This is a genomic window from Amycolatopsis sulphurea (genome assembly GCF_002564045.1).
GTDB classification, from domain to species: domain Bacteria; phylum Actinomycetota; class Actinomycetes; order Mycobacteriales; family Pseudonocardiaceae; genus Amycolatopsis; species Amycolatopsis sulphurea.
The window spans coordinates 927,226-952,403 of record NZ_PDJK01000002.1 but is presented as its reverse complement, the minus strand read 5'-3'; the positions used below and the strand labels follow the sequence as shown (position 1 = coordinate 952,403).

General features: G+C 69.4%; 25 protein-coding genes. 13 read left to right on the top strand and 12 right to left on the bottom strand.

Annotation, left to right across the window (positions count from 1 at the left end; all coding sequences use genetic code 11):
* Positions 1-134: 134 nt before the first annotated feature.
* A complete protein-coding gene (locus ATK36_RS10320) occupies positions 135-1,604 on the top strand; it encodes a serine/threonine-protein kinase (protein WP_098511051.1) in 1,470 nt (489 codons plus the stop codon).
* 4 nt (positions 1,605-1,608) lie between these two features.
* Here ATK36_RS10320 and ATK36_RS10315 read toward each other — a convergent pair whose 3' ends face one another.
* The 5 genes from ATK36_RS10315 to ATK36_RS10295 form a co-directional block, all read right to left on the bottom strand.
* Entirely contained in the window at positions 1,609-2,244 is a 636-nt protein-coding gene (locus ATK36_RS10315) for a hypothetical protein (RefSeq protein ID WP_098511050.1), read from the bottom strand.
* Entirely contained in the window at positions 2,241-2,930 is a 690-nt protein-coding gene (locus ATK36_RS10310) for a hypothetical protein (protein ID WP_141544414.1), read from the bottom strand. Before ATK36_RS10310 ends, ATK36_RS10315 begins: the two co-directional genes overlap by 4 nt.
* 98 nt (positions 2,931-3,028) lie before the next feature.
* Complete coding sequence (locus ATK36_RS10305) at positions 3,029-3,370, bottom strand: hypothetical protein (RefSeq protein WP_098511048.1); 342 nt, start codon at positions 3,368-3,370, stop codon at positions 3,029-3,031.
* Positions 3,371-3,376: 6 nt separating this feature from the next.
* Positions 3,377-4,108 carry a hypothetical protein gene (locus tag ATK36_RS10300; protein WP_098511047.1) on the bottom strand — a complete coding sequence of 244 codons (732 nt, stop codon included), beginning with the start codon at positions 4,106-4,108 and terminating at the stop codon, positions 3,377-3,379.
* A gap of 729 nt (positions 4,109-4,837) precedes the next feature.
* A complete protein-coding gene (locus ATK36_RS10295) occupies positions 4,838-5,395 on the bottom strand; it encodes a YceI family protein (RefSeq protein ID WP_098511046.1) in 558 nt (185 codons plus the stop codon).
* A gap of 89 nt (positions 5,396-5,484) precedes the next feature.
* On the opposite strand from ATK36_RS10295, the gene ATK36_RS10290 reads away from it, so the two are divergent.
* The 4 genes from ATK36_RS10290 to ATK36_RS10275 all read left to right on the top strand — a co-directional run bounded on the left by ATK36_RS10290 (position 5,485) and on the right by ATK36_RS10275 (position 9,008).
* Positions 5,485-5,961: a MarR family winged helix-turn-helix transcriptional regulator gene (locus tag ATK36_RS10290; RefSeq protein ID WP_098511045.1), complete on the top strand. Its 477-nt coding sequence runs from the start codon at positions 5,485-5,487 to the stop codon at positions 5,959-5,961.
* The gene (locus ATK36_RS10285) at positions 5,958-6,953 is read left to right on the top strand and encodes a glutathione S-transferase family protein (RefSeq protein ID WP_098511044.1); all 996 of its coding nucleotides are present in this window, start codon (positions 5,958-5,960) and stop codon (positions 6,951-6,953) included. The genes ATK36_RS10290 and ATK36_RS10285 overlap by 4 nt, the downstream gene beginning before the upstream one ends.
* A gap of 350 nt (positions 6,954-7,303) precedes the next feature.
* The gene (locus ATK36_RS10280) at positions 7,304-8,245 is read left to right on the top strand and encodes an ATP-binding cassette domain-containing protein (protein ID WP_098511043.1); all 942 of its coding nucleotides are present in this window, start codon (positions 7,304-7,306) and stop codon (positions 8,243-8,245) included.
* Positions 8,238-9,008, top strand: coding sequence for an ABC transporter permease (locus ATK36_RS10275; protein ID WP_098511042.1), 771 nt, complete (start codon positions 8,238-8,240; stop codon positions 9,006-9,008). The genes ATK36_RS10280 and ATK36_RS10275 overlap by 8 nt, the downstream gene beginning before the upstream one ends.
* Here ATK36_RS10275 and ATK36_RS10270 read toward each other — a convergent pair.
* Positions 8,998-12,060, bottom strand: coding sequence for an AfsR/SARP family transcriptional regulator (locus ATK36_RS10270; RefSeq protein ID WP_098511041.1), 3,063 nt, complete (start codon positions 12,058-12,060; stop codon positions 8,998-9,000). The genes ATK36_RS10275 and ATK36_RS10270 overlap by 11 nt on opposite strands.
* A gap of 187 nt (positions 12,061-12,247) precedes the next feature.
* Between ATK36_RS10270 and ATK36_RS34200 the strand changes: the two genes are divergently transcribed.
* The 4 genes from ATK36_RS34200 to ATK36_RS10250 are packed head-to-tail and all read left to right on the top strand — an operon-like array spanning position 12,248 to position 14,784.
* The gene (locus tag ATK36_RS34200; protein ID WP_098511040.1) at positions 12,248-12,883 is read left to right on the top strand and encodes a TetR/AcrR family transcriptional regulator; all 636 of its coding nucleotides are present in this window, start codon (positions 12,248-12,250) and stop codon (positions 12,881-12,883) included.
* Position 12,884: 1 nt separating this feature from the next.
* Positions 12,885-13,184 (top strand): DUF6204 family protein, encoded by a 300-nt coding sequence (locus tag ATK36_RS10260; protein WP_211291853.1) that lies wholly within the window; start codon positions 12,885-12,887, stop codon positions 13,182-13,184.
* Between the two features lie 53 nt (positions 13,185-13,237).
* A complete protein-coding gene (locus ATK36_RS10255) occupies positions 13,238-13,801 on the top strand; it encodes a hypothetical protein (RefSeq protein ID WP_141544413.1) in 564 nt (187 codons plus the stop codon).
* A complete protein-coding gene (locus tag ATK36_RS10250; protein WP_098511037.1) occupies positions 13,798-14,784 on the top strand; it encodes a hypothetical protein in 987 nt (328 codons plus the stop codon). Before ATK36_RS10255 ends, ATK36_RS10250 begins: the two co-directional genes overlap by 4 nt.
* Before the next feature lie 73 nt (positions 14,785-14,857).
* Here the strand turns inward: ATK36_RS10250 and ligD are convergent, their stop codons facing one another.
* Both ligD and ATK36_RS10240 read right to left on the bottom strand, forming a co-directional pair.
* Positions 14,858-16,435, bottom strand: coding sequence for a non-homologous end-joining DNA ligase (ligD, locus tag ATK36_RS10245; protein WP_098511036.1), 1,578 nt, complete (start codon positions 16,433-16,435; stop codon positions 14,858-14,860).
* A 163-nt stretch (positions 16,436-16,598) separates the two neighbouring features.
* Complete coding sequence (locus tag ATK36_RS10240; RefSeq protein WP_098511035.1) at positions 16,599-17,132, bottom strand: GNAT family N-acetyltransferase; 534 nt, start codon at positions 17,130-17,132, stop codon at positions 16,599-16,601.
* Positions 17,133-17,242: 110 nt separating this feature from the next.
* Between ATK36_RS10240 and ATK36_RS10235 the strand changes: the two genes are divergently transcribed.
* Positions 17,243-17,602 (top strand): ArsC/Spx/MgsR family protein, encoded by a 360-nt coding sequence (locus tag ATK36_RS10235; protein ID WP_098514772.1) that lies wholly within the window; start codon positions 17,243-17,245, stop codon positions 17,600-17,602.
* Positions 17,603-17,688: 86 nt separating this feature from the next.
* On the opposite strand, the gene ATK36_RS10230 is transcribed toward ATK36_RS10235, so the two are convergent.
* Entirely contained in the window at positions 17,689-18,450 is a 762-nt protein-coding gene (locus ATK36_RS10230) for a sulfite exporter TauE/SafE family protein (protein WP_211291852.1), read from the bottom strand.
* An 80-nt stretch (positions 18,451-18,530) separates the two neighbouring features.
* Between ATK36_RS10230 and ATK36_RS10225 the strand changes: the two genes are divergently transcribed.
* Complete coding sequence (locus ATK36_RS10225; RefSeq protein WP_098514771.1) at positions 18,531-19,298, top strand: AraC family transcriptional regulator; 768 nt, start codon at positions 18,531-18,533, stop codon at positions 19,296-19,298.
* A 17-nt stretch (positions 19,299-19,315) separates the two neighbouring features.
* Here ATK36_RS10225 and ppk2 read toward each other — a convergent pair whose 3' ends face one another.
* On the bottom strand, positions 19,316-20,206 hold the full coding sequence (gene ppk2 / locus ATK36_RS10220; RefSeq protein WP_098511033.1) for a polyphosphate kinase 2: 891 nt from the start codon (positions 20,204-20,206) through the stop codon (positions 19,316-19,318).
* A 94-nt stretch (positions 20,207-20,300) separates the two neighbouring features.
* Between ppk2 and ATK36_RS10215 the strand changes: the two genes are divergently transcribed.
* The gene (locus ATK36_RS10215; RefSeq protein WP_098511032.1) at positions 20,301-21,254 is read left to right on the top strand and encodes a LysR family transcriptional regulator; all 954 of its coding nucleotides are present in this window, start codon (positions 20,301-20,303) and stop codon (positions 21,252-21,254) included.
* 69 nt (positions 21,255-21,323) lie between these two features.
* On the opposite strand, the gene fdhD is transcribed toward ATK36_RS10215, so the two are convergent.
* Positions 21,324-22,163 (bottom strand): formate dehydrogenase accessory sulfurtransferase FdhD, encoded by an 840-nt coding sequence (gene fdhD / locus ATK36_RS10210; RefSeq protein WP_098511031.1) that lies wholly within the window; start codon positions 22,161-22,163, stop codon positions 21,324-21,326.
* The gene (locus ATK36_RS10205; RefSeq protein WP_098511030.1) at positions 22,096-24,468 is read right to left on the bottom strand and encodes an FdhF/YdeP family oxidoreductase; all 2,373 of its coding nucleotides are present in this window, start codon (positions 24,466-24,468) and stop codon (positions 22,096-22,098) included. Before ATK36_RS10205 ends, fdhD begins: the two co-directional genes overlap by 68 nt.
* Between ATK36_RS10205 and ATK36_RS34390 the strand changes: the two genes are divergently transcribed.
* Entirely contained in the window at positions 24,384-24,947 is a 564-nt protein-coding gene (locus tag ATK36_RS34390; RefSeq protein WP_342752000.1) for a hypothetical protein, read from the top strand. The genes ATK36_RS10205 and ATK36_RS34390 overlap by 85 nt on opposite strands.
* The last annotated feature ends 231 nt before the right edge of the window (positions 24,948-25,178 follow it).

The window sequence follows — 25,178 nt, the reverse complement described above, 5'->3', positions numbered from 1 at the left end:
TGCTCAGCCTGTCCCGGCGCGGCCACTCGGAGCAACCCCCGCCGGGCCGGGGTGGGTCGTCGGCGGTGCCCTTGCCGGTTCGTGGAAAACTGGGAGACCGCCGTCCGTAAATCGTCGTATCGAGGGGTTTTCCGTTGACCGAGGAGAGCCGGCAGATCGCCGGTCGCTACGAGCTCGTCGAACTCGTCGGCAGCGGTGCCATGGGCATGGTGTGGCGCGGTGAGGACAAGATCCTCGGCCGGGTCGTCGCGGTGAAGGAACTCCTCATGCCGCTGAACCAGGGCGAGGACAAGGTCGCGGAGGCCAAGAACCGCGCCATGCGCGAGGCGCGCATCGCCGCTCGCCTGCAGCACCCCAACGCGATCTCGGTGTTCAACGTGGTCGAGTACGAGGACCGGCCGTGGCTGATCATGGAGTATCTGCCCTCGCGCAGCCTCTCGGCGAAGCTGCACGACGACGGCCCGCTGACCGTCGACGAGGTGATCCCGATCGCGGTGCAGCTGGCCGGCGTGCTGACCGCCGCGCACCGCGCGGGGGTGGTGCACCGCGACGTGAAACCGGGCAACGTGCTGCTCGGCGACGACGGCACGGTCAAGGTGACCGATTTCGGTATCTCCCGCGCGATGGGCGACGTGACCCTCACCGCCACGGGTGAAATCTCCGGTACACCGGCGTTCCTCGCCCCGGAAGTCGCGCGCGGCGAGGACGCCACCTTCGCCTCGGACGTCTTCGCGCTCGGCGCCACGCTGTACATGGCCGTGGAGGGCGCGCCGCCGTTCGGCACCGCGGACAACCCGATTGCGTTGCTGTACCGCGTTTCCAGCGGATCGATCACACCGCCGAAGCAGGCCGGGAAGCTCGAACCCCTGCTGCTGAAGCTCTTGGAACTCAAGCCGGTGGACCGGCCGACGATGGCCGAGGTGGCCGCCGAGCTGAGCGCTCTCGACGGCGGGGCCACCCCGGTCGTGACCGTGCCCGAACCCCCGACGCTGCCGGAGACCTCGCCGATGAAGGCGGCTGAGAGCGTCGCCGCGGAGCCCGCAGCCGCGGTGGCCACACCGCAGGCGCCCGAGGCCGCGCCGCCGGCCGACCGAAGACGCCGCGCGATGATCTTCGCCGGGGCGGGCGCACTGATCGTGGTGCTCGCCGTGATCCTGATCGTCGTGCTCACCCGCAAGCACGACCAGCCGAACCAGGCCGCGAACACGCCGTCCGCCACCGCGTCGGCCGCGGCACCCGCGTCGCCGGGCAGCTCGTCCCCGGTGGCGACGAAGACGACCCCGACCTTCGCCGCTTCCTCACCCGAGGCGATGTCCGCGGCGCTGCAGACCTATTTCTCGCTCATCCCCGGCGACCTGTCGCAGAGCTGGACGATGCTCAGCGCCGGTTTCCGCGCGGCGCGGAACCAGAGCTTCGAGAGCTATCGGGACTTCTGGCAGAACTTCTCCTCGGCTTCCGCGAGCGACGTCAAGGTCACCGGCGACACCACGCTCAGCGCCCAGATCACCTATCGCCGCAAGAACGGCAGCACGACGAGCGAGCACCACACCTACGTGATGGTGCAGCAGGACGGGTTCTGGCGGATCGACCAGGAGAGCAAGTAGCCCGTCAGCGCGGTTGGGCCGCGGTGTGGAGTGCGCGGGTGATGGTGCGCAGCTGGGTGCGGCAGGTTGTGGTGTTGCGGTCGGGGTTCGCGGGGGTGTAGTTGATGCTGAAGAGGGCGTTGTGGTCGAGGAAGAGTACTCCGCAGGATTCCCGGTTGCTGCCTGGCAGCCAGCGTGCCTGGTCGGCGAAGTCGAGCCCGACGGGGCTGTGGTCTTTGCTGCGGAAGGAGAATCCGGTGAAGAGGCCTGCTGTGCGTTTGGCGCCGGCTTCGCTGTGGCGCGGCCCGTGCCAGTAGACGTCGAGTGAGATGTACTGTGCTGCCGGGTCGTTCGAGCCGAAGTCGCAGACGAGGAAGCCGGATTGGAACTTGGGAGACCAGTTGCGTGCCAGTTCGGCGGATAGCGGCGGGATTGCGGAGGTGCGCCGGGCGAACTGGTCGCAGGTGGCGAAGTCGGTTTCGTGGTACTTGTCCAGTGTGCTCGCCCCGTCGAGGAGGATCGCATCGAGGCCGAGCCGCGCCCAGGCCACGGCCAGCGTGAGCACGGCGAACGCGACCAGAATGCCTGTCCCCAGGGCGATCTTGGGGCCCGTCTGCCACCGGGGCGAGGCCGCCGGCGGGCGGTTCGCGGGTACCGTCATGCGCCGGCCGGGTGGACGGCTTGGGGCCAGCAGGCCGCCGGTAGTGCTTTGTCGTTCATCCAGCTGTTCGTGTCCCGGATGCGCTCGAGTGTTTTCATGAACCGATTGGCGACCTGCACCAGCAACTCGATTCCGTTGGACACCAATGCGCTGATGGCGTCCGAGAGGGAGCTGACGGAGAACGGAATACCGATGACGGTGGCGGCATCGATGGCGGCTTCGGTGATCGCCTTCAGGAAATCACCGACCATGGTGGCGAGCCCGGACATGTACTCGACGTTGGTGTGGGCGATCTCCATGAGCCACTGGCTGATGGCGTCCGCCTTGGTGGCCATCGCATCGACCGCGTTGACCTGCGCGGTGACCTTTCCGTCGTAGACGGTTTTGGCGGCGCCCTCCCAGGTGGCGATCTCTTCGTTGTGATAGGCGGGCCCCTGCGGGATACCCGGATCCTGGTGCGCATAGACCCCGTTGAGCGGGCGCTGGACCTCGTGGACCCAGCGGAACGCCTGGAAGATCAGCGAGACCACCGGAAGCTGGTGCCGCAGTGCGTAGTCGATGAGCTTGGCGAGCTTGTCCAGACCTTCCTTGATGCTGTCCATCCCTTCCTTGATCAGCAGGAGGACGGGGCTGAGCAGGAAGGCCCAGTCGCTGATGTGGTCGATCGCGGCGGTGTACTTGTCCACGACCTCCCGGAAGTCGGAGTGCATGCTGGAAAAGATCGCTCCGAACCTCTTGACCTGGTACTCCGGGTCCACCGGCATGGTGATCGGGCTCCCCTCGACTACTTCTCGTAGGCCTTGCGGAGGTCGATCTCGGCCACCGCTTCGGCCTCTTCGTATTTCCGGGCGATCTTCTCCAGCACCGTGGCCAGCTCGTGGAATTGCTCGGTGCCTTGCCGCAGCGTCGACTCCACCCAGGCCCGGAACTCCTCGTAGGCGGCGCTCTCCGGTGCCGCGCTCACCGCGGACAGGGCCAGCGCGACCGGATCACCGGTGAAGAACGCGGAAGTGGCCAGGGTCGCGCCCTGCACGGCATTCGCGATCTCGTGCACGTGATCCGCGCGGAGTTTCCACCACTTGGCTTCCTCGCGAAGCGCCTCGGTGACCACCCGATATCCGGCCATCTCGGATCACCTGTCGATCCGGAAGCCGGCGAAATAGTCGTCATCGGATTCCGGTGTTCCCTCGAAGGGGCCGTTGTCGCCGGCGAGAAAACCCGTGCCGGACATCTCGAACAGTGCGGCGATTTCGCCGGCCAGCTGCGCGGCGGAAAGCTGCCGGATCCGTTCGGGGACCCCGGTCATCGCGGTCGCCACGCCGCCCCGGGAGCGCAGGACCAGGCTTCCTTGCGGGCTGGTGAATCCGCGTTCTCCGGCCGGGCGAACCGGTGCGGCCGATCTTCGGATTTCGTCCATCCGGTCGGTGAGCTTCTCGATTTCGTACTGGGATCTTTCCAGCGCCTGTTCGAGTGTCAGCGAACTCCAGTCCGGGCTCTTTTCTCTTGCCGGTTCCGGCGGCCCGGCCGGGCGGGGACGGTGCGCTTCGAGCAGCGCTGCGCGTTGCAGGGCGGTCGAGTAGGTGCGGAACACCGTGGCCGCGAAGCGCTCGGGCGGGATGCGGTGCGCCCAGTCCGGGGCCACTTCGACATGCGTGAGATGCGCCTGGCGGTCGACGGTGAGCCGGATCGCTGCGCTGGCGTCCTCGGCGGGGTAGGTCTCCGCCGGAGTCAAGGTCGCGCCGTTGTGCCGGGTGAGTTCGCGCAGCTGACGGCGAGCAGTGGCTTCGTCCGGAATGCTCAGGCCGGCGAGGTCGAACTCGGGAATGAGTCCGGTCGGCGGTTGACTCCGGACGTTTTCCTGCACGGATAACGCCTCCCCTGCGTCGATTCCCGAAAACAGTAGCAGCGCGGGGTGAAACGGGCGCTGCGCGCGGTGGCGAAACACCCGATTGGAGTCGCAGTCGGCATTTGGTGACAGGGCGATCGCGGCGGTCGAGTACCGGCGGAAAATGGCCGTTCAGCAGGGAATTATCGGCTTTTTGGCCATTTTCCGTCAAGTCTGTCGGGTTGCTGGGCTTCGACGCCGGATTTCGCGTTGTGGTGGCCCGGGAGGGCCGGTTCGAGCTGTTTCGGGGTAGGGCCGTGCGCGCAGCAGCACGCCGGCGGGCAGGCCACCCAGGAAACCTCCGCCGGCGCATCGGCATCCGGGCCGGCACGCCGCCGTCCCCGCCGGGCAGCGGTGGACGACGACGATTCCGAGGAGACCAGTTCAGGGTGTCGGCAACGTCGGTGTGAGGGGCCTGCGCAGACTGCGGAGGTCCGTGAAGGGGCCCTTCACGGACTCTGAGTCTGTGAAGGGCCCCTTCACAGACCCGGGACAGGGCTGGTGCACAGTGCGAGGTGGTCGCGCGTCTCGAACACCGCCGCTTCGCCTGCTGCCGGGCGCAATCGATCGAGAGGGCAGGCGCCGTCGGTGATGACGGGGCAGCTACGGCTCTCTCTCTGCTGATCACTGGGCCTCGATCAGCTTTGCCGGCCCCTGGGAGACCAGCCGGTCCGACGGCGGACCCGCGTTCTTCAGCCGTGGCCGGAGTCAGGCGTTCCTGATCGCGGAGACCTCGAATTCGAGGGTGATCTTGTCCGAGACCAGCACGCCGCCGGTCTCCAGCGGGGCGTTGAAGGTGACGCCGTAGTCGCTGCGGTTGATCGAGGTCGCGCCTTCGAAGCCGACGCGGTCGTTGCCGAACGGGTCCTTCGCCGCGCCGCCGAACTCGAACGGGATGGTCAGCGACTTGGTGACGCCCTTGATGGTCAGGTCGCCGGTCACGTCGAAGCTGCTCTCACCGGTCTGCGTGACGCCGGTGGAGGCGAACGTGATGGTCGGGAACTCGTCCGCGGCCAGGAAGTCGTTGGTGCGCAGGTGGCCGTCGCGGTCCGCGTTGCGGGTGTCGATGCTCTTCGCCTGGATGGTGATCCGGGCGCTGGAGAGGGCCGGGTTCGCGCCGTCCACGGCGAAGCTGCCCTCGAACTCGTTGAACGAGCCGCGGACCTTGGTCACCATGGCGTGGCGGGCGACGAAGCCGATCCGGCTGTGCCCGCCGTCGATGGTGTATTCGCCGGTCAGGTCGGTGTAGGCAGGGGCGGTGGTCATGGCTGGGGTCCTCCGGGTCGCGAGATGATTGAGTGTTCAACCAACACTATAACTGATTGCGCGAGCAAGCGTCGGATAGACTGCCCGGTGTGCCGAACAGACCCCCGCTGACCGGCGCGGAACAAGCCGTCTGGCGTCCGCTGACCCGGATCATCACGGTGCTGCCGCGCACGCTGGAGGACCAGTTCGTCCAGGACCACGGCATCTCGATGACCGACTACACGGTGCTGGTCTCGTTGTCCGAATCGCCCGAGGAGCGGCTGCGGCTGACCGACCTGGCCTCGGCCACCGCGCTGTCGCTGAGCCGGATCAGCCGGGTGGTGGAGAGCCTCGAACGCCGTGGCCTGGTCCGCAAGGTCAAGTGCCCGCAGGACCGGCGGGCCGCGCACGCCACCCTGACCGATGAGGGACACGCGACGCTGCGTGCCGCCTACCCCGGGCACTTGGAGCGGGTGCGGACGCACCTTTTCGACCATCTGTCGCCCGAGGAGGTCCGTGCCGCCGGTCCGATCCTGGAACGGCTCGCCGCGGCGTTGGAGCCACCGTCACGGAAGCTGGACACATGACCGAGCAGGGCACCTTCACCCGGGACATGCACTACCTTCCCGACCGGATCACCGCCGACGGCCGCGACGGCTGGCCGCTGGAGCCGGGTCGCTACCGGCTGGTGATCGCCCGCGCCTGCCCGTGGGCCAACCGCGCGGCGATCGTCCGGCGGCTGCTCGGGCTGGAGGACGTGCTGTCGATGGGCATGTGCGGTCCGACGCACGACGAGCGCAGCTGGACCTTTGACCTGGACCCGGGCGGGCGGGACCCGGTGCTTGGCATCGAGCGGCTGCAGCAGGCGTTCTTCGCCCGTGATCCGGACTACCCGCGCGGAGTCACCGTGCCCGCGATCGTGGACGTGCCCAGCGGCAAGGTGGTGACCAACGACTTCCGGCGGATCACCCTCGACTTGTCCCTCGAATGGCGCGCTTACCACCGTGCCGGCGCGCCCGAGCTGTACCCGGAGCGGTTGCGCGCGGAGATCGACGACGTGGCGGAGAAGGTCTTCCGTGACGTGAACAACGGCGTCTACCGGGCCGGGTTCGCCGGTTCGCAGGCCGCGTACGAGCATGCGTACCGCGATGTGTTCGGCAGGCTGGACTGGTTGTCGCAGCGGCTCGCCGGACAGCGTTATCTGGTGGGCGACACGATCACCGAGGCCGACATCCGGCTGTTCACCACGCTGGTCCGGTTCGACGCGGTCTATCACGGGCACTTCAAATGCAATCGGCAGAAGCTCACGGAGATGCCGGTGCTGTGGGCGTACGCGCGCGATCTGTTCCAGACGCCGGGGTTCGGCGACACCATCGACTTCGGCCAGATCAAGAAGCATTACTACGTGGTGCACCGGAAGCTGAACCCGAGCGGGGTCGTGCCGCTCGGGCCGGACCTGTCCGGCTGGCTCACCCCGCACGGCCGTGAAGACCTGGGCGGCCGTCCGTTCGGCGACGGCACCCCGCCCGGTCCGCCGCCGGAGAACGAGCGGGTGCCGCTGTTGCCGTCGGCGGGGTAGCCGCGCTGTCGCCTGTGAAGGGGCCCTTCACGGACTCTGAGTCTGTGAAGGGTCCCTTCACAGACCCGGGACAGGTCCGGCGCACACCACGAGGTGGTCGCGCACCTCGAGCACAACCGCATCGCCCGCTGCCAGGCGCAAATCGATCGAGATGGCAGGTGTCGTCGATGATGACGCGGCAGCCACGACTCTCTGCTGATCACAGGCCCTTCGACCAACTTTGCCGGGACCCTGGACTCAGAGTCCCTGAAGGGTCCCTTCACGGCCTGTCAGCGCGATGTCAGCGCGAACGCCACCCCTGTCAGCCCGTGCGCGCACGCTGCCGTCATCACGAACGGAAAGGGGGATCCATGTCCACCACTTCGGCGATCAGCGTCACGGGGCTGTGCAAGGCCTACGGCGACAACACCGTGCTCGACGGCATCGATCTGGACGTCCAGCCCGGTACCGTCTTCGCGTTGCTCGGTCCCAACGGCGCGGGCAAGACCACGACGGTCCACATCCTCTCCACCCTGCTCGCCCCGGACGGTGGCGAGGTGCGGGTGGCCGGGCACGACGTGCGGCGGGAGCCGGATGAGGTGCGTGCCGCAATCGGCGTCACCGGGCAGTTCTCGGCGGTCGACGATCTGCTCACCGGCGAAGAGAACCTGCGGCTGATGGCCGATCTGCACCATCTCGGCCGAGCCGAGGGTCGTACGCGGGTCGCCGGGCTGCTTACGCGGTTCGACCTCGCCGACGCTGCCGGGCGGCTGGCCAGCACCTACTCCGGTGGGATGCGGCGACGGCTCGATCTGGCGATGAGCCTGGTCGGCGTGCCGCGGATCATCTTTCTCGACGAGCCGACCACGGGACTCGACCCGCGCAGCCGGCGGACCATGTGGTCGATCATCCGGGACCTGGTGGCCGGCGGCGTCACCGTCTTCCTCACCACGCAATACCTGGAGGAAGCCGACCAGCTCGCCGACCGGATCGCCGTGCTCGATCACGGCAGGCTGGTCGCCGAGGGGACCGCGGACGAGCTGAAGCGGCTCATCCCGGGCGGGCACGTGCAGCTGCGGTTCGCCGATCCCGTCTTGCTGGACGCGGGCGCCCGCCTGTTCGACGGAGCCGCCCGGGACGACGACGCGCTCACCCTGCAGATCCCGAGCGACGGCGGGGTCCATTCGCTGCGGACGCTGCTGGACCGCCTCGACGCGGCGTCGGTCGAGGTCGGCGAGCTGTCCGTGCACCTGCCCGATCTCGACGACGTCTTCCTGGCCCTGACCGAACGGAGCGTGGTCCACGATGCGTGACTCGATGATCATGGTGCGCCGCAACCTCAAGCACCTGCTGCGATACCCGTCGATGACCGTGATGCTGGTCGCGATGCCGGTGATCTTCCTGCTGTTGTTCGTCTACGTGTTCGGCGGCACGCTCGGTGCCGGCATCGGCGGCGGTTCCGGCGGCCGCGCGACCTATATCGACTACGTGACCCCCGGCGTGCTGCTGATGGCGATCGCCGGTGCGGTGCAAGGGACGGCCGTGTCCGTGGCGATGGATATGACCCAGGGCATCATGGCCCGCTTCCGCACCATGGCGATCAGCCGTGGGGCGGTGCTCACCGGGCATGTGGTGAGCAGTTGCTGCCAGGCGATGCTGTGCGTCGGCGTGACGCTGGGGCTCGCGGTCGCGATCGGCTTCCGTCCGTCGGCGAATCTGCTGCAATGGCTGGGCGCGCTCGGAATGCTCCTGCTGCTCGCGTTTGCGCTGACCTGGCTGACGGTGGCGCTCGGCATGGTGACCAAGAGCGTCGAGGGGGCGAGCAATCTCCCGATGCCGCTGATCCTGCTGCCGTTCCTCGGCAGCGGGTTCGTGCCGACCGATTCGATGCCCGCGGGCCTGCGGTGGTTTGCCCAGTACCAGCCGTTCACCCCGGTGATGGAGACGGCGCGGGCACTGTTGCGGGGGACTCCGGTGGGCTCGAATCTGGTGCTGGCGCTGGGTTGGTGCGCGGTGCTCAGCCTGGGCGGCTACCTGTGGGCACGCCGGTTGTTCGAGCGGAACCTCATTCGCTGAGCACGTCGCGAGCCAACGCGATCGGGTCCGGGTCTCCGGCGGGCGGGTGCACGCCGGCGGCCCGGATCGCTGCTGCGACTGCGGCGACGTCGGGGGAAGCGTGGTCCGGGCCGCCGCGAAGCTGCTCGGCGGCGCGGAGCAGAAGGGCGGCGTCGGCCACACGGCCGAGACGTAGCGCGTGGTCCGCGATTCCCACGACGGTGTGGGCCAGGTAAACCACATCGCCCACTTGGACGGACAGCTCCAGGGCCTCACGACGGCGGACCCGCGCGGTGGCCAGATCTCCGGCGATGGCGTCCAGGTACGCGTGGGAATGTGCCAGCATCGCGCGGAAAACCGGGTGAATCGTGGTGTGTTCGAGCAGGGCCGCTGCCTGTTTCAGACTCAGCCGGGCGGCTGCCGGATCGCCTTGCCAGCGCGCCAGATCGCCCTTCGCGTGCGCCACGCTCGCCAACGCGTCGGGGAAGGTCACCGTCGCGGATTCACGGTCGGCCGCGGCGATCGCGGCGGCGGCGCCGGCTCCGTCGCCCAAGCGCATCAGCAGCTGGGCTTTTCGGCCGTACGCCCAGATGGCGTCTTCCATCGCGCCCAGCTCGCGTACGGCGTCGACCGATTCCTGATACAGCGCAGCGCCTTCCGCGAGCGCACCGCGCCGTGCGACGAGTTCGGCGTACTCGCTCAACGCCAGCGAAGTCCCCCAGCGCTCGCCACTGCGGCGGAACAGCCGCACCGATTCGCGGATGTCCGCCTCCGCCGCGGCCGCGTCCCGATTGACGTTCACCTGCAACCGGGACCGGTTCAGCAGCGCGTGCGCGCGCAGCCACGGGTCCGGGTCGGCGATCAGATCGTCCAAAACGGACAGTTGCGGGGGACACCCGTCCCGGCCGCTGCGCAGCAATTGGTGCAACGGGACCATGAACCGCAGGATCGGATGCTGCCCGGCCCGATCACCGGCCAGCTCCAGCGCCCGGCTGACCCATTCGACGGCGGTGCTGTCGTCGGCCAGCCCGGCGGTCATCAGCAAGGCGTACATCGCGCACGCGGTGGCCTGTTCCCCTGGATCCACTTCGCCGGGCACCGCCAGCGCGGCCGCGATCAGCTCCATGCCCTCGGTCTTGTGGCCGGTCAGCAGCCAGAACCACGAACAGCGGACGACCAGCCGGACGGCCATCGGTGCGTCTCCCGCGGCCAGCGCGCCCCGGACCGCGGCCATCAGGTTGCCGTGCTCGGCGTTGAGCCGGGCCAGCCAGTCGAGCTGCTCGGCCCGGCGCAGGTGCTCGTCGGCGCGCTCGGCCAGCTGCGCGAACCACTCCGCGTGCGCCTGCCGGACGGACTCGAGTTCGCCCGCTTCGGCCAGCCGTGCCAGCCCGTAAGCCTTGATCGTCTCCAGCATCCGGTACCGCGGCTCGGTGTCGGCGGAGGAGGTCAGCAGCGATTTGTCGACCAGCGACACGAGCAGGTCGGCGCCGCCGGGGCAGACCGCTTCGGCGGCGCCGGCGGTCGCGCCGCCGGAGAACACGGCCAGCCGGCGCAGCAGCCGCCGTTCGCCCGGCGTCAGCAGATCCCAGCTCCAGTCGACGACCGCGCGCAACGTCCGGTGCCGGGCCAGCGCGGTCCGGCTGCCCGCGGTGAGCAGCCGGAACCGGTCGTCGAGCCGTGCCGTGAGCTGCGCCACGGTCAGCGCACGCAGCCGCGCCGCGGCCAGCTCCACGGCCAGTGGCATGCCGTCGAGCGCCCGGCAGATCCGGACCACGTCGTCCACAGTGGACTCGTTGATGGCGAAACCCGGCCGTACCGCGGCGGCACGGTCGGCGAACAGCCGCACCGACGCGCAGGCCATCGCATCGGGCACGCCCGCGCCCTCGCCGGGCAGCGTGAGCGGTTCCACCGGCCACAGCGCTTCGCCGGTCACCGCGAGGGCTTCGCGGCTGGTGGCCAGGATCCGCAGCCGGGGACATTCGCCGAGCAGCTGCTCGGCAAGCTCGGCGGCCGGGTCGAGCAAGTGTTCGCAATTGTCCAGCACCAGCACGGCTTCCCGGTCGCGCAACGCGGCGATCGCCCGTTCCCGCACCGTTCCCCCGGCATGTCTGCTGACGTGCACCCGCCCGCGGGTTTCGAGTGCGCTGAGCAACGCCTGCGCCATGTCCGCACCGGAGGTCACCGAAGCCAGCTCCACGAACCACACGTCGCCGCTGGTCTCGTCGAGCAGCCGGCGTCCGGTCTCGACCGACAGCCGGGTCTTTCCGGCCCCGCCCGGCCCGATGAGCGTGGTGAGCCGGTATTCGCCGACGAGCTTCACGACTTCGGCGACGTCCGCGTCCCGGCCGACGAAGCTGGTCAGCCCGGCGCGCAGGTTCGTGCGCGGCCCGGGCGCGGGATCCTCCTGCAGCAGCGAGGTGTGTACCTCGGACAGCTGGGCGGACGGATCGACGCCCAGCTCGTCGGCCAGCGCCATCCGGGCCCGGGCGAACACCCGCAGCGCCTCGCCCGGCTGTCCGGCCGCTTGCAGGGCGCGCATCAAAGCGGCCGTCAGCCGTTCCCGCAGCGGGTGCTCGGCCAGCAGCCCGGACAGCTCCGTGGTCAGGCTCGCCCCGAGGCCCAGACGCAGCGCGGCTTCGGCATGTTCCTCCGCCGCGGTGAGCCGGAGTTCGGTCAGCCGTGCGATCGGGGCTTGGAAGAACTCGCCGTCCGCGACATCGCCGAGCGCCGGTCCGCGCCACAGATCGAGCGCCTCGCGCAGCAGCCGCAGCTTGACGCGGTCGTCGCCGGTGGCGCGGGCCATGGTGACCAGCTCCTCGAAGCGCGCCACGTCCACGGTTGCCTCGGGCAGCCGATAGCCCGCGGGCGTGGAATCGAGCGTCGCTCCCGCTCGTCGCAGCCGGGAAACGAGGGCGTGTAAGGCATTCACGGTGGCCGGCGGGTGTGCGCCCCACACCGCGTCGACGAGCCGGCCCGACGTGACGATCCGCCCGGGTTCCAGCGCGAGCGCACTCAGCAACGTCCGCACCCGGGCGCCCGGGACGATCATCTCGGCGCCTGAGTCGGTCCGCACCTCTAGAGGTCCCAGCAAGCCGATCCGCACCACCCGATTCTGCCGCGCGCCCGCCTCCGCCGCGTCGGGGTTTTCCCGGATTCCTTACCGGAGGCCGATCTCACCGGGTGCCCGAGTGCTGACGTTCGGTGATCTGTCGGAATAAATGGAGTCGACTCCAAAAATAGAGTGTGCTTCAATCGACCGCATGGGACTGCGGGAACGGAAGAAGCGGGAGACCGTCGAGCGGATCACTGGTGCCGCGCTGGCCCTGTTCGTCGAGCGGGGGTTCGACGCGGTGACGATCGCCGAGGTGGCCGAGGCGGCGGACGTTGCGGTCAACACCGTCTACCACCACTTCCGCGTCAAGGAGGACTTGGTGCTGCCGCCGGACGAGGCCTCGGCCGGGCGGCTGGCCGGGATCGTGCGGGAGCGGGCGCCGGGGGTCTCCGCGGCGGGGGCGGTGCTGGCGCACCTGCGTGGCGAGATCCGGCGGCGTGAGCGGACGATCGGGCTCACCCCCGGGTTCGGCCGGGTCCTGCCGATGATGCTGGCCGCGCCGACGCTCGCCGCGCGGCTGCGTGACCTCGGCGAGCAGATGGCCGGCGAGCTGACCGAGGTGCTGATCGAGGAGACCGGCGCGGATCGAGCGGATCCCGTGCCGGGGCTGGTTTCGGCGCAGATCGGGTGGGTGCACAGCCTGCTGTACGCGGAGATCGGCAAACGCACGGTCGCCGGCGAGCAGCCGGACGACATCGCGAAGGCGGCCGAAGACCTCCTCGATGCGGTGGAAGGCCTGCTCGGCGTCCGAGTGCTCACCTATGCGACACGAAATGGAACCTGACATGGACGCGTTCCGCGTGATCATTCGCGGCAAGTTCGACCACCTCGATGAAGCCGGGCGTGCGGCGCTGGCTGCGAAGGGCGGCGACCTGATGTTCAGTGAGGCGGGCACATTTACGCACGACGTCACCGTCACCGCGTTCACCTTCCGCTGTCAGGTGCCTGCTCAGCCGGACGACGACGAGAAGGTCGCGAAGGCCCGTGCTGCGGAGGCACTGCACGCGCACGGCTTACCGTGTCGAGACTTGGACTACGCAGTCACAGACATGCGCGCAGTGCGCGTGCGGCGCAAGAAGCGGTAGCCGGAGTCGCGTCGGTCCACGGGTTCGGTGCGCTTCGTACCTACAGTGTGCGAGTGACTACGCCTGCAGAAGACCAGCGCGACCATGCCGAAGCGCGGGTGTCCGCACTCCGGCGGCAGCTGCGTGCGGGCCTGGCCGAGCTGCCTGCGCTCGCGGACGCCGAACGTACCGAAGCACTCGACGTGCTGGTTACACGCGCGGAGAACCTCCTGCGTACGGAACAGGAAGCGGAGGTCGCCACCGAACAGGTGCGTCTGGCGAGGCTGGAGACGAAGCGCACCGGCATCCAGCGGACGGTGCTGTACCTGGCGATCGTGCCGGTCGCGGTGGGCATGGTGAGTGGCGCGTTGATGCTGTTCGGTGCGCTGAGCGCGGTGTGGCTGCTGCTCGCGCTGCCGTTGCTCGGGGCCGGTTTGCGGATCGCGTTCGGCCCGGTCGGGCCGACGCCGCTGATGGTCGGCCGCCGGCTCCGTGCCGCTTATCTCGGCGTGCCGGCCTCGGTGTGCACCACGCTCGCGCTGCTGGTCCCCAACGGTGCGGCGGAAACCGTGCTGGTGATCCTCGCCACGATCGCCACTGCGGCGACCGCGGCGTTCCTCGTGCAGGAGGTCCGGTGAAGCATTCCGAGTACTACCCCGAGACGGACTACTACCCGGCCGAGGGCGATCCGGAAGCCGAATACGACCCGGAGCTGCTCGCGCTGTCCGACACCGTGGGCGGGATGCAGGAAACGGTCGAGGATCTCGAATCCCGCACCGCCCGCGACCTCACCGAGCTGCGCGAAACCGTCGAGACCTTCTCCGATACGCACGCCCGGCACGAGTCGCGGCTCGACCACACCTCCCGGCAGCTCGAACGGCTCCGGCAGCGGCTGCTGGTACTGGAGCGCGCCGTGCGGGTGTCGGAAAAGGTGCCCGTGGTCGATCTCGACGACGTGGGGCCGGAGTTGCGAAAGCTGGCCGTGGAAGCGGAGCGGCGGCACGCACTCACCGCGCAACTGCTCACGCCGAGCCAGCGAAAGCCGTACGAGGAGGACCTGGCACGGCTGCCGCAGGCCCAGGAAGCGCTGGCACGCTGTGACGAAGCTTTGATCGCGGCGCTCGGGGTGGTCGCGGCGACCGAACGCGACCGGACCGAAGCCGCCGAGCGACTGTCCGAAGTGGTCATTCGACGGCGTGCCGTGCTGGACCGGCAGCTGCCCGCCGCGGTGCAGGATGCCGAAGCGGCGCACCAGGTGTTGTCCGCGGACGAGGTCACCCGGACCCGGGTCCTGCCGCAGATCGAAAAGTCCGAACGTGACTGGGAGGAGCTGCATTCCCGGCTGCGCGAGCGGATCACCAGCGCCATCGGTTCGAGCGCGCTGCTGCCGGTGTGGTTCACGCACGCGTTCGGTGTCGCCCCGCCCAGCGGCACGGCCGGGGACCGCTGGATCCGCGCCGCGACTTCGGCGCTGGCCTACCGCGTCACGCACGGCGTGACCGATCAGGCGTTACCGCTGGGCGAGCCGCCCGCCGGGGACACCGACTGGACCGAGCCGAAGTGGGCCTGGCGCGCCCGGATCGAGCACGGCATCGAAGAACTCGACGTCGGCGGGGACTGACCACCCGGGCAAAAGCTGTGAAGGGGCCCTTCACGGACTCAGAGTCTGTGAAGGGCCCCTTCACAGCCAGCTCCTACAGCCGCGGAAGCCGTTGCGCCAGGTTCAGCAGCGCGGCGAACGGATCACCGGCGCGGGTGACCCGCTCCGGCACGGTTCGCACCGTCCACCGGTCCGGCGTCAGCTCCGGATCGTCGAGTTCGTCCCAGTCCAGAGGCACCGACACCGGGGCACCCGGCCGCGGACGGACGCTGTAGGGCGCGACGAGGGTCTTGTTCCGCACGTTCTGCGTGTAGTCGAGCCGGGCCCGGCCGTCGCGGCGGTCCTTGTGCCAGGCCCAGCTGACCAGATCCGGGACGGTGCGGCCGATCGCCTTCGACACGGTCTCGGCCCAGCCGCGGGTTTCGGCGTAGCTGTAGCGCGGTTCGATCGGCACCCAGATCTGGATGCCGCGCTGGCCGGTGGTCTTCGGCAACCCGGTCAGCCCGAGGTGCGCCAGCGCCGTGCGGTGCAGGCGGGCGAGCGTGAGCACGTCGTCGAAGGAGGTCTCGGTCCCCGGGTCGATGTCGAACAGGACCCAGGTCGGACGCTCGACATCGGCGGTGCGCGAAGTCCACGCGTGCAGCTCCAGCGCGCCGAAATTGGCCAGCCAGGCCAGATCCGCGACCCCGGAGGGGACAAGGTACTGCTGGACCTCGTCCGGTTCGGCGGCTTCGTGGTGCCAGCGGTGCAGCCAGTCCGGCGCGTGGCCGGGGACCTCCTTGTGCCAGAAGCCGGGTTTGCCGATCCCGCTGGGAAACCGGTTCGTGTTCAGCGGCCGGCCGGCCAGGTAGGGCAGCATGACCGGAGCGATCCGGGTGTAGTACTCGATGAGATCGCGTTTGGTGATCGGCTTTTCGCCGTCCCGGCCCGGGATCAGCACCTTGTCCAGGTTGGTCAGCTTCAGCGTCCGCCCGGCGACGGTCCAGCTGCCCTTCGTGCCCAGCTCGTGCAGCGCGGTCAGCTCTTCTTCGGGAGCAGGCGCGAACTTCAGCGGCACTTCGGCTTCGGCGGCCGGCAGGTCGCTGCGCCACAGCGCGGGCGGGGCGGCGGCGATCTCGTCGTTGGTGAGGCCGCTTTTCACCGACTTCGGGTGGTCCTCGGCGTCCCAGCCCGCTGTCGCGTGCTCGTCCTGCTTGTGCAGAAGGAACCATTGCCTGCCGTCGCCGTCCCGGCTCGGGTGGATCAGCACGAACCGGCCGGCGAGCTTCTCGCCGAACAGGTCGAAGTGCAGATTTCCGTCCGCCAGCGCCTGTTCCGGGTCCTCGGTGTCCACGGCCGCCCAGGTGCCGTGGTCCCAGACGATCACGTCGCCGCCGCCGTACTCGCCTCGGGGGATCACGCCTTCGAACTCGGCGTATTCGAGCGGATGGTCCTCCACCTGCACAGCCATCCGCCGGGCCTTCGGGTCGAGCGTCGGCCCCTTCGGCACGGCCCAGCTGACCAGCACGCCGCCGAGTTCGAGACGGAGGTCGTAGTGCCTGCGCCGGGCACGGTGCCGTTGCACCACGAACCGGTTGCCGGGCCCGGTGACGGCGGCGCCGGAGGGCTCGTCGGTCCTCGTGAAGTCGCGCATGGCGCGGTACTTCGCGAGCCGTTCCGCCGCCGGGTCCATGCCTCGCAGTCTAGGCGACCTCCAGCACGCCCTGACCTGCCCAAAGCCCCTTCGCCCAGCCGGCCCGGCCAAGGCTGTGAAGGGTCCCTTCACGGACTCAGAGTCCGTGAAGGGCCCCTTCACAGCCCTGAGGGTGCCGCGAACCGGGTGGGCGGGCGGGCCGTCAGACCAGGTCGCTGTGCCGGATGCGGTAGACCTGCAGGCGAAGGTCGTAGTACTTGGTGGTTTCGCCGACCCATTGCATGCCGAGCCGTTTCGCGGTGGCGTTCGCGCGGGTGTTGGCCGGGCGGGCGACGGCGAAAAGCTCGTCGGTGTCGTCCTGGTCGAAGGCCCAGGCGATCAGCGCGCCGGCGGCTTCGGTGGCGTAGCCGTGGCCCCAGACGTCCGGGTGCAGCTGCCAGCTCAGCTCCAGGTCTTCCTGGTACGGCGGCAGCAGCCGGATGCCCAGCCCGCCGACGACCTGGCCGTCGGACCGTTGTTCCACGGCCCATCGCCCGCGCGGCGGGATGAGGTTCGGCTGTGCTTCCTGCCAGGCCTGCAGCACCGAGCGCATGGCGGCGACGTCGGCGACCTGGTCCATCACCGGGGTCAGCCAGTGGGTGACTTCGGACGAGCCGTAGATCGGGTAAGCGGCTTCGGCGTCGTCTTCCGACCACTCCCGGATCACGAGGCGGTCGGTGGTCAGCGGCATGCTCATGGACAAACGGTACGCCGGTCGGCGCCCTTTTCGGCAGTGATCCGGGACGCAGTGCCCGCTCCGGTCCTCAGTGGACGGATCGGTGGCGGTACCCGGGTAGGGTGGAGCCCGTGGAAATCTGGGTGAACCCGCGGTGCTCGAAATGCCGTTCGGCCGTGTCCCTGCTCGGCGAGGCGGGCGCGGACTACACCGTGCGCCGGTACCTGGAGGATCCGCCGGCCGAGGCGGAACTCACCGCGGTGCTCGAACGGCTCGGCCTCGAACCGTGGGACATCACGCGCACCGGCGAGAAAACAGCCGGTGAACTCGGGCTGAAATCCTGGCCGCGCACGCCTGATGAGCGGCCGCGCTGGCTCGCCGCGCTCGTCGCGCATCCGGAACTGATCCAGCGCCCGATCATCACCGCGGACGACGGCACCGCGGTGGTCGCCCGCGACGAGACGACCGTGCGGTCGGTGCTGCCGCGCTGAACTGGCGCGGTTCGTGACGGATACGGCCGAGGGTTGCGAGATGCGGCACGTGGGTGATCCGTCCGCGCGATCGCTGCGGTTCGTGTTCAGCTGCCGATAGCGACTGCGAGCAGCGCGACCGCCAGCAGTAGTACGTAGGCGATCGCGTGCACCTGGTCCGGCAGCCGGTCCGCGACCTGGCGGACGAGCGCGATCGTCGGCAGGGAGCCGGCGAGCAGGGCGGCTCCGGCGAGCGGATCGAGGTAGCCCACGGGTCCGCTGCCCGCGCTCGCGTACACCGCCGTGCCGATCACCGCGACCGGCAGGCTGAGCGGGTTGGCCATCGCGGTGGCCTCCGCCATCGCGAGCCCCTTCCGGCGTAACAGCGGTACGGTCAGCACACTGCCGCCGACGCCGAGGAAGCTCGCCACGGCGCCGATACCCACTCCGCCCACCGTCGTCGTGAGCGGGCCGAGTGGTCGTAGATCTCCTTGGGGCCGAAGGAAACCACCGCGCAGCATACTGTCCACAATGGTCACACCGAGATAGGCGACGAACAGGACGCGCAACGTCCCGTCGCCGGTCTCGGCGGCCGCCACCGAACCCGCCACGGCGCCCACCGCGATGAACGCCGCCAGCGGCCACAGGTACTCCCGCCGCAGCCGTCCGGCGTGGGCCTGCACGACAGTCGCGATCGCCGAGTTGACCACCATCACCGCGGTGGACGTGGCGACCGCGATATGCATCGCGTCGCCGCTGCGGGTCACCGCGGCGACCACCGGAACGGTGACGAACCCGCCGCCGAACCCGAACAGCACCGTCGTCACCCCGCTGAGGCCACCGAAAAGGAACAGCACAAGAACCGGCACCGGTCTCACGTTAGGCCGTTCGAGGTGCGGCGTGCATTCGAAGGTTTGCCAGATTCATGCGCGGAACGGACACTCGGTTCATGCGCAACGTTCCGCTCGGCGACGTGGACGGCGTCCCGCGCGCCGTGCTGGCGATCAGCACCGACTACCCGCCGAACCAGGTGCTGCCGCGGCACCGGCACCGCCGTGCCCAGTTCCTCTACGGCGCCACCGGTTCCATGCTGGTCGAAACGGCCGACGGCACGTGGACCGTCCCCACCCGGCGCGCGGTGCTGATCCCGCCGGAGACCGACCACGGCGTCGTGCTGACGAACGTGACCACGCGCAGCCTGTACCTGGAACCCTCGGCCGTACCGTGGTTCCCCCGGCGTTGCCGCGCGGTGGACGTCTCCCCGCTGCTACGGGAGTTGGTGCGGGAAGCCGTCGGGATGCCGGTGGAATACCCGCGCCGCGGCCGGGATGCCGCGCTGATTTCCTTGCTGCTGCACGAGATCTCCCGATGTGTCCCGTTGCCGCTCGAACTGCCGTGGCCCTCCGATGAGCGGCTGCGTGCCCTATGCAAGTCCTTTTCGGACAGTCCGGACGTGCACGACCCGCCTTCTCGCTGGGCGCGCGAGCTGCACTTGAGCGAACGAACGCTGCATCGCCTGTTCCGCGCGGAGACCGGCCTGAGCTTCGCCCGCTGGCGGGAACGCGCCTGCGTGCTGCACGCCCTGCCGCTGCTGGCCGCGGGGTACCCGGTCGCCACCGTCGCGGCACGGCTGGGATACGGGAGCCCGGCCGCGTTCAGCACCAGGTTCACCCGGTTGCTCGGCTCGCCTCCGCGGGACTATCACGAGCCGGGCTGAGCCGCGCCGAGATCCGCTCAGTCGCCGACCGCGTCGATACCGCGCTTGACGATCAGCGGATCCGGTTCGCCGACCACCTCGTGATCTTTGCCCGGGTAGTCGAACCGGGACAGGAAGTACCGCATGGCGTTGATCCGGGCGCGTTTCTTGTCGTTGCTCTTGATCGTGGTCCACGGTGCCCAGTCGGTGTCGGTGCGGCGGAACATCGCCTCCTTGGCGGCGGTGTAGTCGTCCCACTTGTCCAGCGACTGCAGGTCCATCGGGGACAGTTTCCACTGCCGCACCGGGTCGACCTGCCGGATGATGAAGCGGGTGCGCTGCTCGGCCCTGGTCACCGAGAACCAGAACTTGGTCACCGTGATCCCGCTGTCCACCAGCATCTGCTCGAACAGCGGCGCCTGGTGCATGAACCGCTCGTACTGGTCCGGCGCGCAGAAGCCCATCACCCGCTCCACGCCCGCCCGGTTGTACCAGGACCGGTCGAACAGCACCGTCTCGCCCGCGGTCGGCAGATGCTGGACGTAACGCTGGAAATACCACTGGTGCGACTCGCGCTCGCTCGGCTTGGTGAGCGCGACCGTGCGCGCGTACCGCGGGTTCAAGTGCTCCATGAACCGCTTGATCGTGCCGCCCTTGCCCGCCGCGTCCCGGCCCTCGAACAGCAGCACGTGCCTGCCGCCGGTCTCGCCGGTCCAGTTCTGCAGCTTCAGCAGTTCCACCTGCAGCAGGTACTTGGTCTCGTCGTAGTCGTCGCGCGCGAGCCGCTCGTCGTACGGGTAGTTCTCCCGCCAGGTGTCCACCGCCTTGCCGGCCGGGTCGAGCAGCACCGGGTCGTCGTCGTGGTCGGCACCGATGGTGTGGCCGTCGATCTCCAGCCGGTCGATGTATTCGCGCACGTCCTCCAACATGCGCGCGAGGCTAAGCCGACAACGTGAACATCAGATGACCGGCGCGTCCGGGCTCCGCCTAAGATCGGCGGGGCCGAGGGAAAAGGAGGCGGTCGTGCTCTTCCGCCAGCTGGAATACCTGGTCGCGCTGGCCCGGGAACGGCACTTCGCCAGGGCCGCCGAGCACTGCGGGGTCTCCCAGCCCTCGCTGTCGGAGGCGATCCGCAAACTGGAGGACGAGCTGGCCGTCCCACTGATCCGGCGGGGCAGGCGGTTCGACGGGCTGACCCCGGAGGGCGACCGGGTGGTGGCCTGGGCCGGGCAGATCCTCGCCGACCGGGACGCGCTGCTGACCGAGGTCGAGGCGATGCGGACCGGGCTGACGGGGCGGTTGCGGATCGGCACCGTGCCCAGTGCCGCGGTCACCGCGCCTCGGCTGATCGAGGCCCTCGGCGTGGTGCATCCGCTGCTCACCGCGGACGTCGCCTCGGACCTCACGTCGGTGACCATTGTCGACCGGCTCCGAGACTTCTCCCTGGACGCCGCGCTGACCTATCTCGACGCGGAGATGCGGGCCGAATTCCGGGTCCGCACGCTGTACCGGGAGCGCTACATCCTGCTCGTGGGCGCCGATCGCGCCGCCTCGCTCGGCCCGTCCGCGACCTGGGCCGAAGCCGCCGCGCTGCCGTTGTGCTTGCTGACCCCGACGATGCGGGGGCGCCGGATGATGGACGCCTGCTTCGCCGAGTCGGGCACCGCGCCGGTGGCCGAGGTGGAGACGGACTCCTTCGCCACCGTGCTCGCGCACGTCGCGAGCGGGCGCACCGCCGGGGTCGTGCCGCTGGCCTGGCTGCACGCCCTGGGCGTCCCGGCGGGCGTGCGCGCGGTGCCGCTGACCGCGCCGTCCACCCCGGTCGAGATCGGCCTCGTGGTGCGCGCGCGGGATCCGCTGCCACCGGCCGTGGACGCGCTGCTGTCCGCCGCCGACCGCACGGATTTCCAAGACCTGGAAGGCGGTCCGCGGACGTTGGCGACGGGTTCGGGCACCCGCGGTCACCACAGGCTGTGAAGGGTCCCTTCACGGACTCTGAGTCTGTGAAGGACCCCTTCACAGCACTTCTGACGGCCCGACGGCCCATTAGCCGACCGGTTCGCTCACCAAGAGCCGGTCCGTGCGGCTGTAGACGTTCACCGAACGGCCGCGCAGGAAGCCCATCAGCGTCAGCCCGGTTTCCGCGGCGAGGTCGACGGCCAGCGACGACGGTGCGGAAACGGCGGCCAGCACCGGAATCCCGGCCATCGCGGCCTTCTGCACCAGCTCGAACGACGCCCGCCCGCTGACCATCAGCACGGTCCCGCGCAGCGGCAGCCAGCTCTCGCGCAGGGCGTGGCCGATCAGCTTGTCCACCGCGTTGTGCCGGCCCACGTCCTCGCGCAGCACCAGCAGCTCGCCGTCGGCGGTGAACAGGCCCGCGGCGTGCAGCCCGCCGGTGCTGTCGAACACCCGCTGCGCGGCACGCAGCTTGTCCGGCAGGGCGTACACGACCTCCGGATCGATCACGGTGTGGTCCTCTTCGAGGCTCCACCGCGTGGTCGTGCGGACCGCGTCCAGACTCGCCTTGCCGCACAGGCCGCAGGACGACGTGGTGTAGAAGTTGCGCTCCAGCGAAGCGTCCGGCAGGGGCGTGCCAGGGGCCAGCGCGACGTCGACCACGTTGTAGGTGTTGCTGCCGTCCGCGGTCGCGCCGAGGCAGTACCGGATCCCGGCGATCTGCGCTCCGTCGTGCAGCACGCCTTCGCTGACCAGGAAACCGGCTGCCAGATCGAAATCCGCGCCGGGCGTGCGCATGGTCACCGTGAGGGGTTTGCCGCCGACCCGGATCTCCATCGGCTCCTCGCCGGCGAGCGTGTCAGGCCGGCGCGTGCTCGTCTGGTCGCGCAGGCGCAGCACCTGGCGCCGTACCGTCGTCCGTCCCATGCTCCGCACTCCTCCCAGCACTCGGATCCGCCACTGGTTCCAGGCGTACCACAACTCCCTTCGACGTGGGGCAGTTGCTCTTCTCTGCGACGCTGTCGAGTGGTACCAGGACGTTCGTTTCGGGGTAGTACGCGGCGGCCGAACCCCGCGACGTCGGGTACGGCACGACCCGGAAATTCCGTGCCCGGCGTTCGACGCCGTCGGTCCAGCTGCTCACCAGGTCGACGCGCTGCAGCTCGGTGAGCCCGAGTTCGGCCATGTCCTCGGGGTTGACCATCACGATGTGGCGGCCGTGGCGGATGCCGCGGTACCGGTCGTTGGCCGAGTACGGGATGGTGTTCCACTGGTCGTGCGAGCGCAGGGATTGCAGCACCAGGTGTCCCGGAGGCGCTTCGAGGAAGTCGAAAGCGTTGCGGGTGAACATCGCTTTGCCGGTGGCGGTGCGGTATTCGTGGTCGTTGACCGGGTTGCGCAGGCGGAATCCGGCGGGGTCGGCGATCCGCGCGTTGTAGTCGGTGAACCCCGGGACCACCCGGGAGATCCGGTCCCGGATCGTCGCGTAGTCGGCCTCGAACTCCTCCCACGGGATGTCCGGCGACGCGCCGAGCGTGCGCCGGGCCAGCCGGGCGAGGATCGCCACCTCGCTGAGCAGCTGCGGCGAGGCGGGCCGCAGCTTCCCGCGGGAGGCGTGCACCATGCTCATCGAATCCTCGACGGTCACCACCTGCTCGCCGCTTGCCTGCACGTCCCGGTCGCTGCGGCCGAGCGTGGGCAGGATCAGCGCGATATCGCCGCAGACCCCGTGTGAACGGTTGAGCTTGGTGGAGATGTGCGCGGTCAGCCGGCAGCTGCGCAGCGCTCGCTCGGTCACTTCGCTGTCCGGCGTGGCGCGCACGAAATTGCCTGCCACGCCAAGGAAGAACTTCACCTTCCCGTCGCGCATGGCCCGGATCGTGCCGACCGAATCGAGACCGTGCCCGGCCGGCGGGGTGAAGCCGAACTCGCGTTCGAGCGCGTCGAGGAACCGCTGCGGCACGCGTTCCCAGATGCCCATGGTGCGGTCGCCCTGCACGTTGCTGTGCCCGCGGACCGGGCACACCCCGGCCCCCGGCTTGCCCAGGTTTCCGCGCAGCAGCAGGAAGTTCACCATCTCGCGGATGGTCGGCACGCCGTGGCGCTGCTGGGTCACGCCCATCGCCCAGCAGATGATCACCTTGCCGCAGGCCAGCACCCGCTCGTGCACCTGCTCGATCTCGGCGCGGGTCAGGCCGGTCGCGGTGAGCACCTCGTCCCAGCCGGTTTTCCGGATGTGGCGGGCGAATTCGTCGAATCCGGAGGTGTGCGCCTCGATGAAGGGACGGTCGAGCACCGTGCCCGGGTCCGCATCCTCGGCTTCGAGCAGCAACCGGTTGAGCGCCTGGAACAACGCGAGATCGCCGCCCGCGCGGATGTGCAGGAACTGGTCGGCGATCTTGGTGCCGCGCCCGATGATGCCGCGTGGCCGCTGCGGGTGCTTGAACCGCATGAGCCCGGCTTCGGGCAGCGTGTTCACCGCGATGATGTGGCCGCCGCGCCGTTTGTTCTCCTCCAGCGCGGTGAGCATCCGCGGGTGGTTGGTGCCCGGGTTCTGGCCGACCACGAAGATCAGGTCGGCCTCGTACAGATCGTCCAGGCTGACGCTGCCCTTGCCGACGCCGAGGGTCTCCATCAGGGCGGAGCCGCTGGACTCGTGGCACATGTTGCTGCAGTCGGGCAGGTTGTTCGTGCCGTACGCCCGGGCAAAGAGCTGGAGTAGGAAGGCGGCCTCGTTGCCGACTCGGCCGGAGGTGTAGAACGCTGCTTCATCCGGGCTCGCCAGCGCGCGCAGCTCGCCGGCGAGCAGGTCGAATGCCTCGTCCCAGCCGATCGGCTCGTAGTACTGTGCGCCGGACCGCTTGACCATCGGCTCGGTGAGCCTGCCCTGCTGGTTGAGCAGGAAGTCGGACATGGCATTCAGCTCGGCCACCGAATGCCGGCGAAAGAATTCCCGGTCCACCCGGCGCGTGGTCGCCTCGTCGTTGATGTGCTTGGCGCCGTTTTCGCAGTATTCGTTGATATGCCTTTTCTTCGGCGACTCCTCCGGCCAGGCACAGCCCGGGCAGTCGATGCCCTTGCCCTGATTGACGTTCAGCAGGGTGGTGAGCACCCGCCGGGGCGAGGTCTCCCGCAGGGAGTACTCGAGTGCGTGCCGCACCGCGGGGAGGCCGGTCGCCCAGGTCTTGGGCGGGGTCACGGTCAGGTCGTCGTCGCCGGGTTCGTCCTTCACGCGTTCTCCATTCGAGTCCGCGCCACGGTAAAGCCTGTGTTTACCGGCGTCAAAAAGGTCTGGTCTGTTTGTCGATAGGGCAGGCCTATCGAGGTGGGAAAAATCGCTTTGGTCTTGACCCGGGTGCAGTTTTTCGAACACAATTGCGGATTGTGGATTTCTCGGTGGCCCGCCGGGCCGGATGTTTCGCCACCCCGCTGCCGGAGATCACCCTCCCGCTGGCGCGGGCGCGGGCATCGCGAACCGTCACCCCGCCGGGTCCCGCTGCTCGGGGCAGTCGACGGGCATCCGCGGGACGTCCGGCTGGTTCCGGTCACGCTCGGTGCGGACGGCGCGGACGGTGCGACGGCGCGGTCCCGTTGCCGTTCGCAGGTGCCGCGATGGTGCGTGGCGCGGCCCTCGCCGATGCGCTCGCCGTGCTCCCGCCCGGCGGCGCTCGGCCGGGTGAGTGCGCGGAGGTACTCGAACTGCCCCGTTGAGACCCCGCTGAGACCCGCCGTGCGCCCGCCCGGACGTCCTTTGTGGACGCCTTGTCGGAGAGCGCCTTGGCCGGGACGAGTGGGCGAGTGGGCGAGGATCCGCGGAACCTGCGTAAACGCACCCAATGTGACCATTGACACACTCTCTGCAATGGCCTTACGGTCGCGGGTAATCGTTTACCTGCCCCGCCCCGAATGCCCGCGCCCCCTTGATCGGAGTGCTGCCCGTGC

Excerpts from the sequence above, each read along its gene's own strand:
- ATK36_RS10315 (WP_098511050.1), bottom strand. The coding sequence starts at position 2,244 with ATGACGGTACCCGCGAACCGCCCGCCGGCGGCCTCGCCCCGGTGGCAG.
- ATK36_RS10305 (WP_098511048.1), bottom strand. The coding sequence starts at position 3,370 with ATGGCCGGATATCGGGTGGTCACCGAGGCGCTTCGCGAGGAAGCCAAG.
- ATK36_RS10295 (WP_098511046.1), bottom strand. The coding sequence starts at position 5,395 with ATGACCACCGCCCCTGCCTACACCGACCTGACCGGCGAATACACCATC.
- ATK36_RS10285 (WP_098511044.1), top strand. The coding sequence starts at position 5,958 with ATGACCGAGCAGGGCACCTTCACCCGGGACATGCACTACCTTCCCGAC.
- ATK36_RS10280 (WP_098511043.1), top strand. The coding sequence starts at position 7,304 with ATGTCCACCACTTCGGCGATCAGCGTCACGGGGCTGTGCAAGGCCTAC.
- ATK36_RS10275 (WP_098511042.1), top strand. The coding sequence starts at position 8,238 with ATGCGTGACTCGATGATCATGGTGCGCCGCAACCTCAAGCACCTGCTG.
- ATK36_RS34200 (WP_098511040.1), top strand. The coding sequence starts at position 12,248 with ATGGGACTGCGGGAACGGAAGAAGCGGGAGACCGTCGAGCGGATCACT.
- ATK36_RS10260 (WP_211291853.1), top strand. The coding sequence starts at position 12,885 with ATGGACGCGTTCCGCGTGATCATTCGCGGCAAGTTCGACCACCTCGAT.
- ligD (WP_098511036.1), bottom strand. The coding sequence starts at position 16,435 with ATGGACCCGGCGGCGGAACGGCTCGCGAAGTACCGCGCCATGCGCGAC.
- ATK36_RS10240 (WP_098511035.1), bottom strand. The coding sequence starts at position 17,132 with ATGAGCATGCCGCTGACCACCGACCGCCTCGTGATCCGGGAGTGGTCG.
- ATK36_RS10225 (WP_098514771.1), top strand. The coding sequence starts at position 18,531 with ATGCGCAACGTTCCGCTCGGCGACGTGGACGGCGTCCCGCGCGCCGTG.
- ppk2 (WP_098511033.1), bottom strand. The coding sequence starts at position 20,206 with ATGTTGGAGGACGTGCGCGAATACATCGACCGGCTGGAGATCGACGGC.
- fdhD (WP_098511031.1), bottom strand. The coding sequence starts at position 22,163 with ATGGGACGGACGACGGTACGGCGCCAGGTGCTGCGCCTGCGCGACCAG.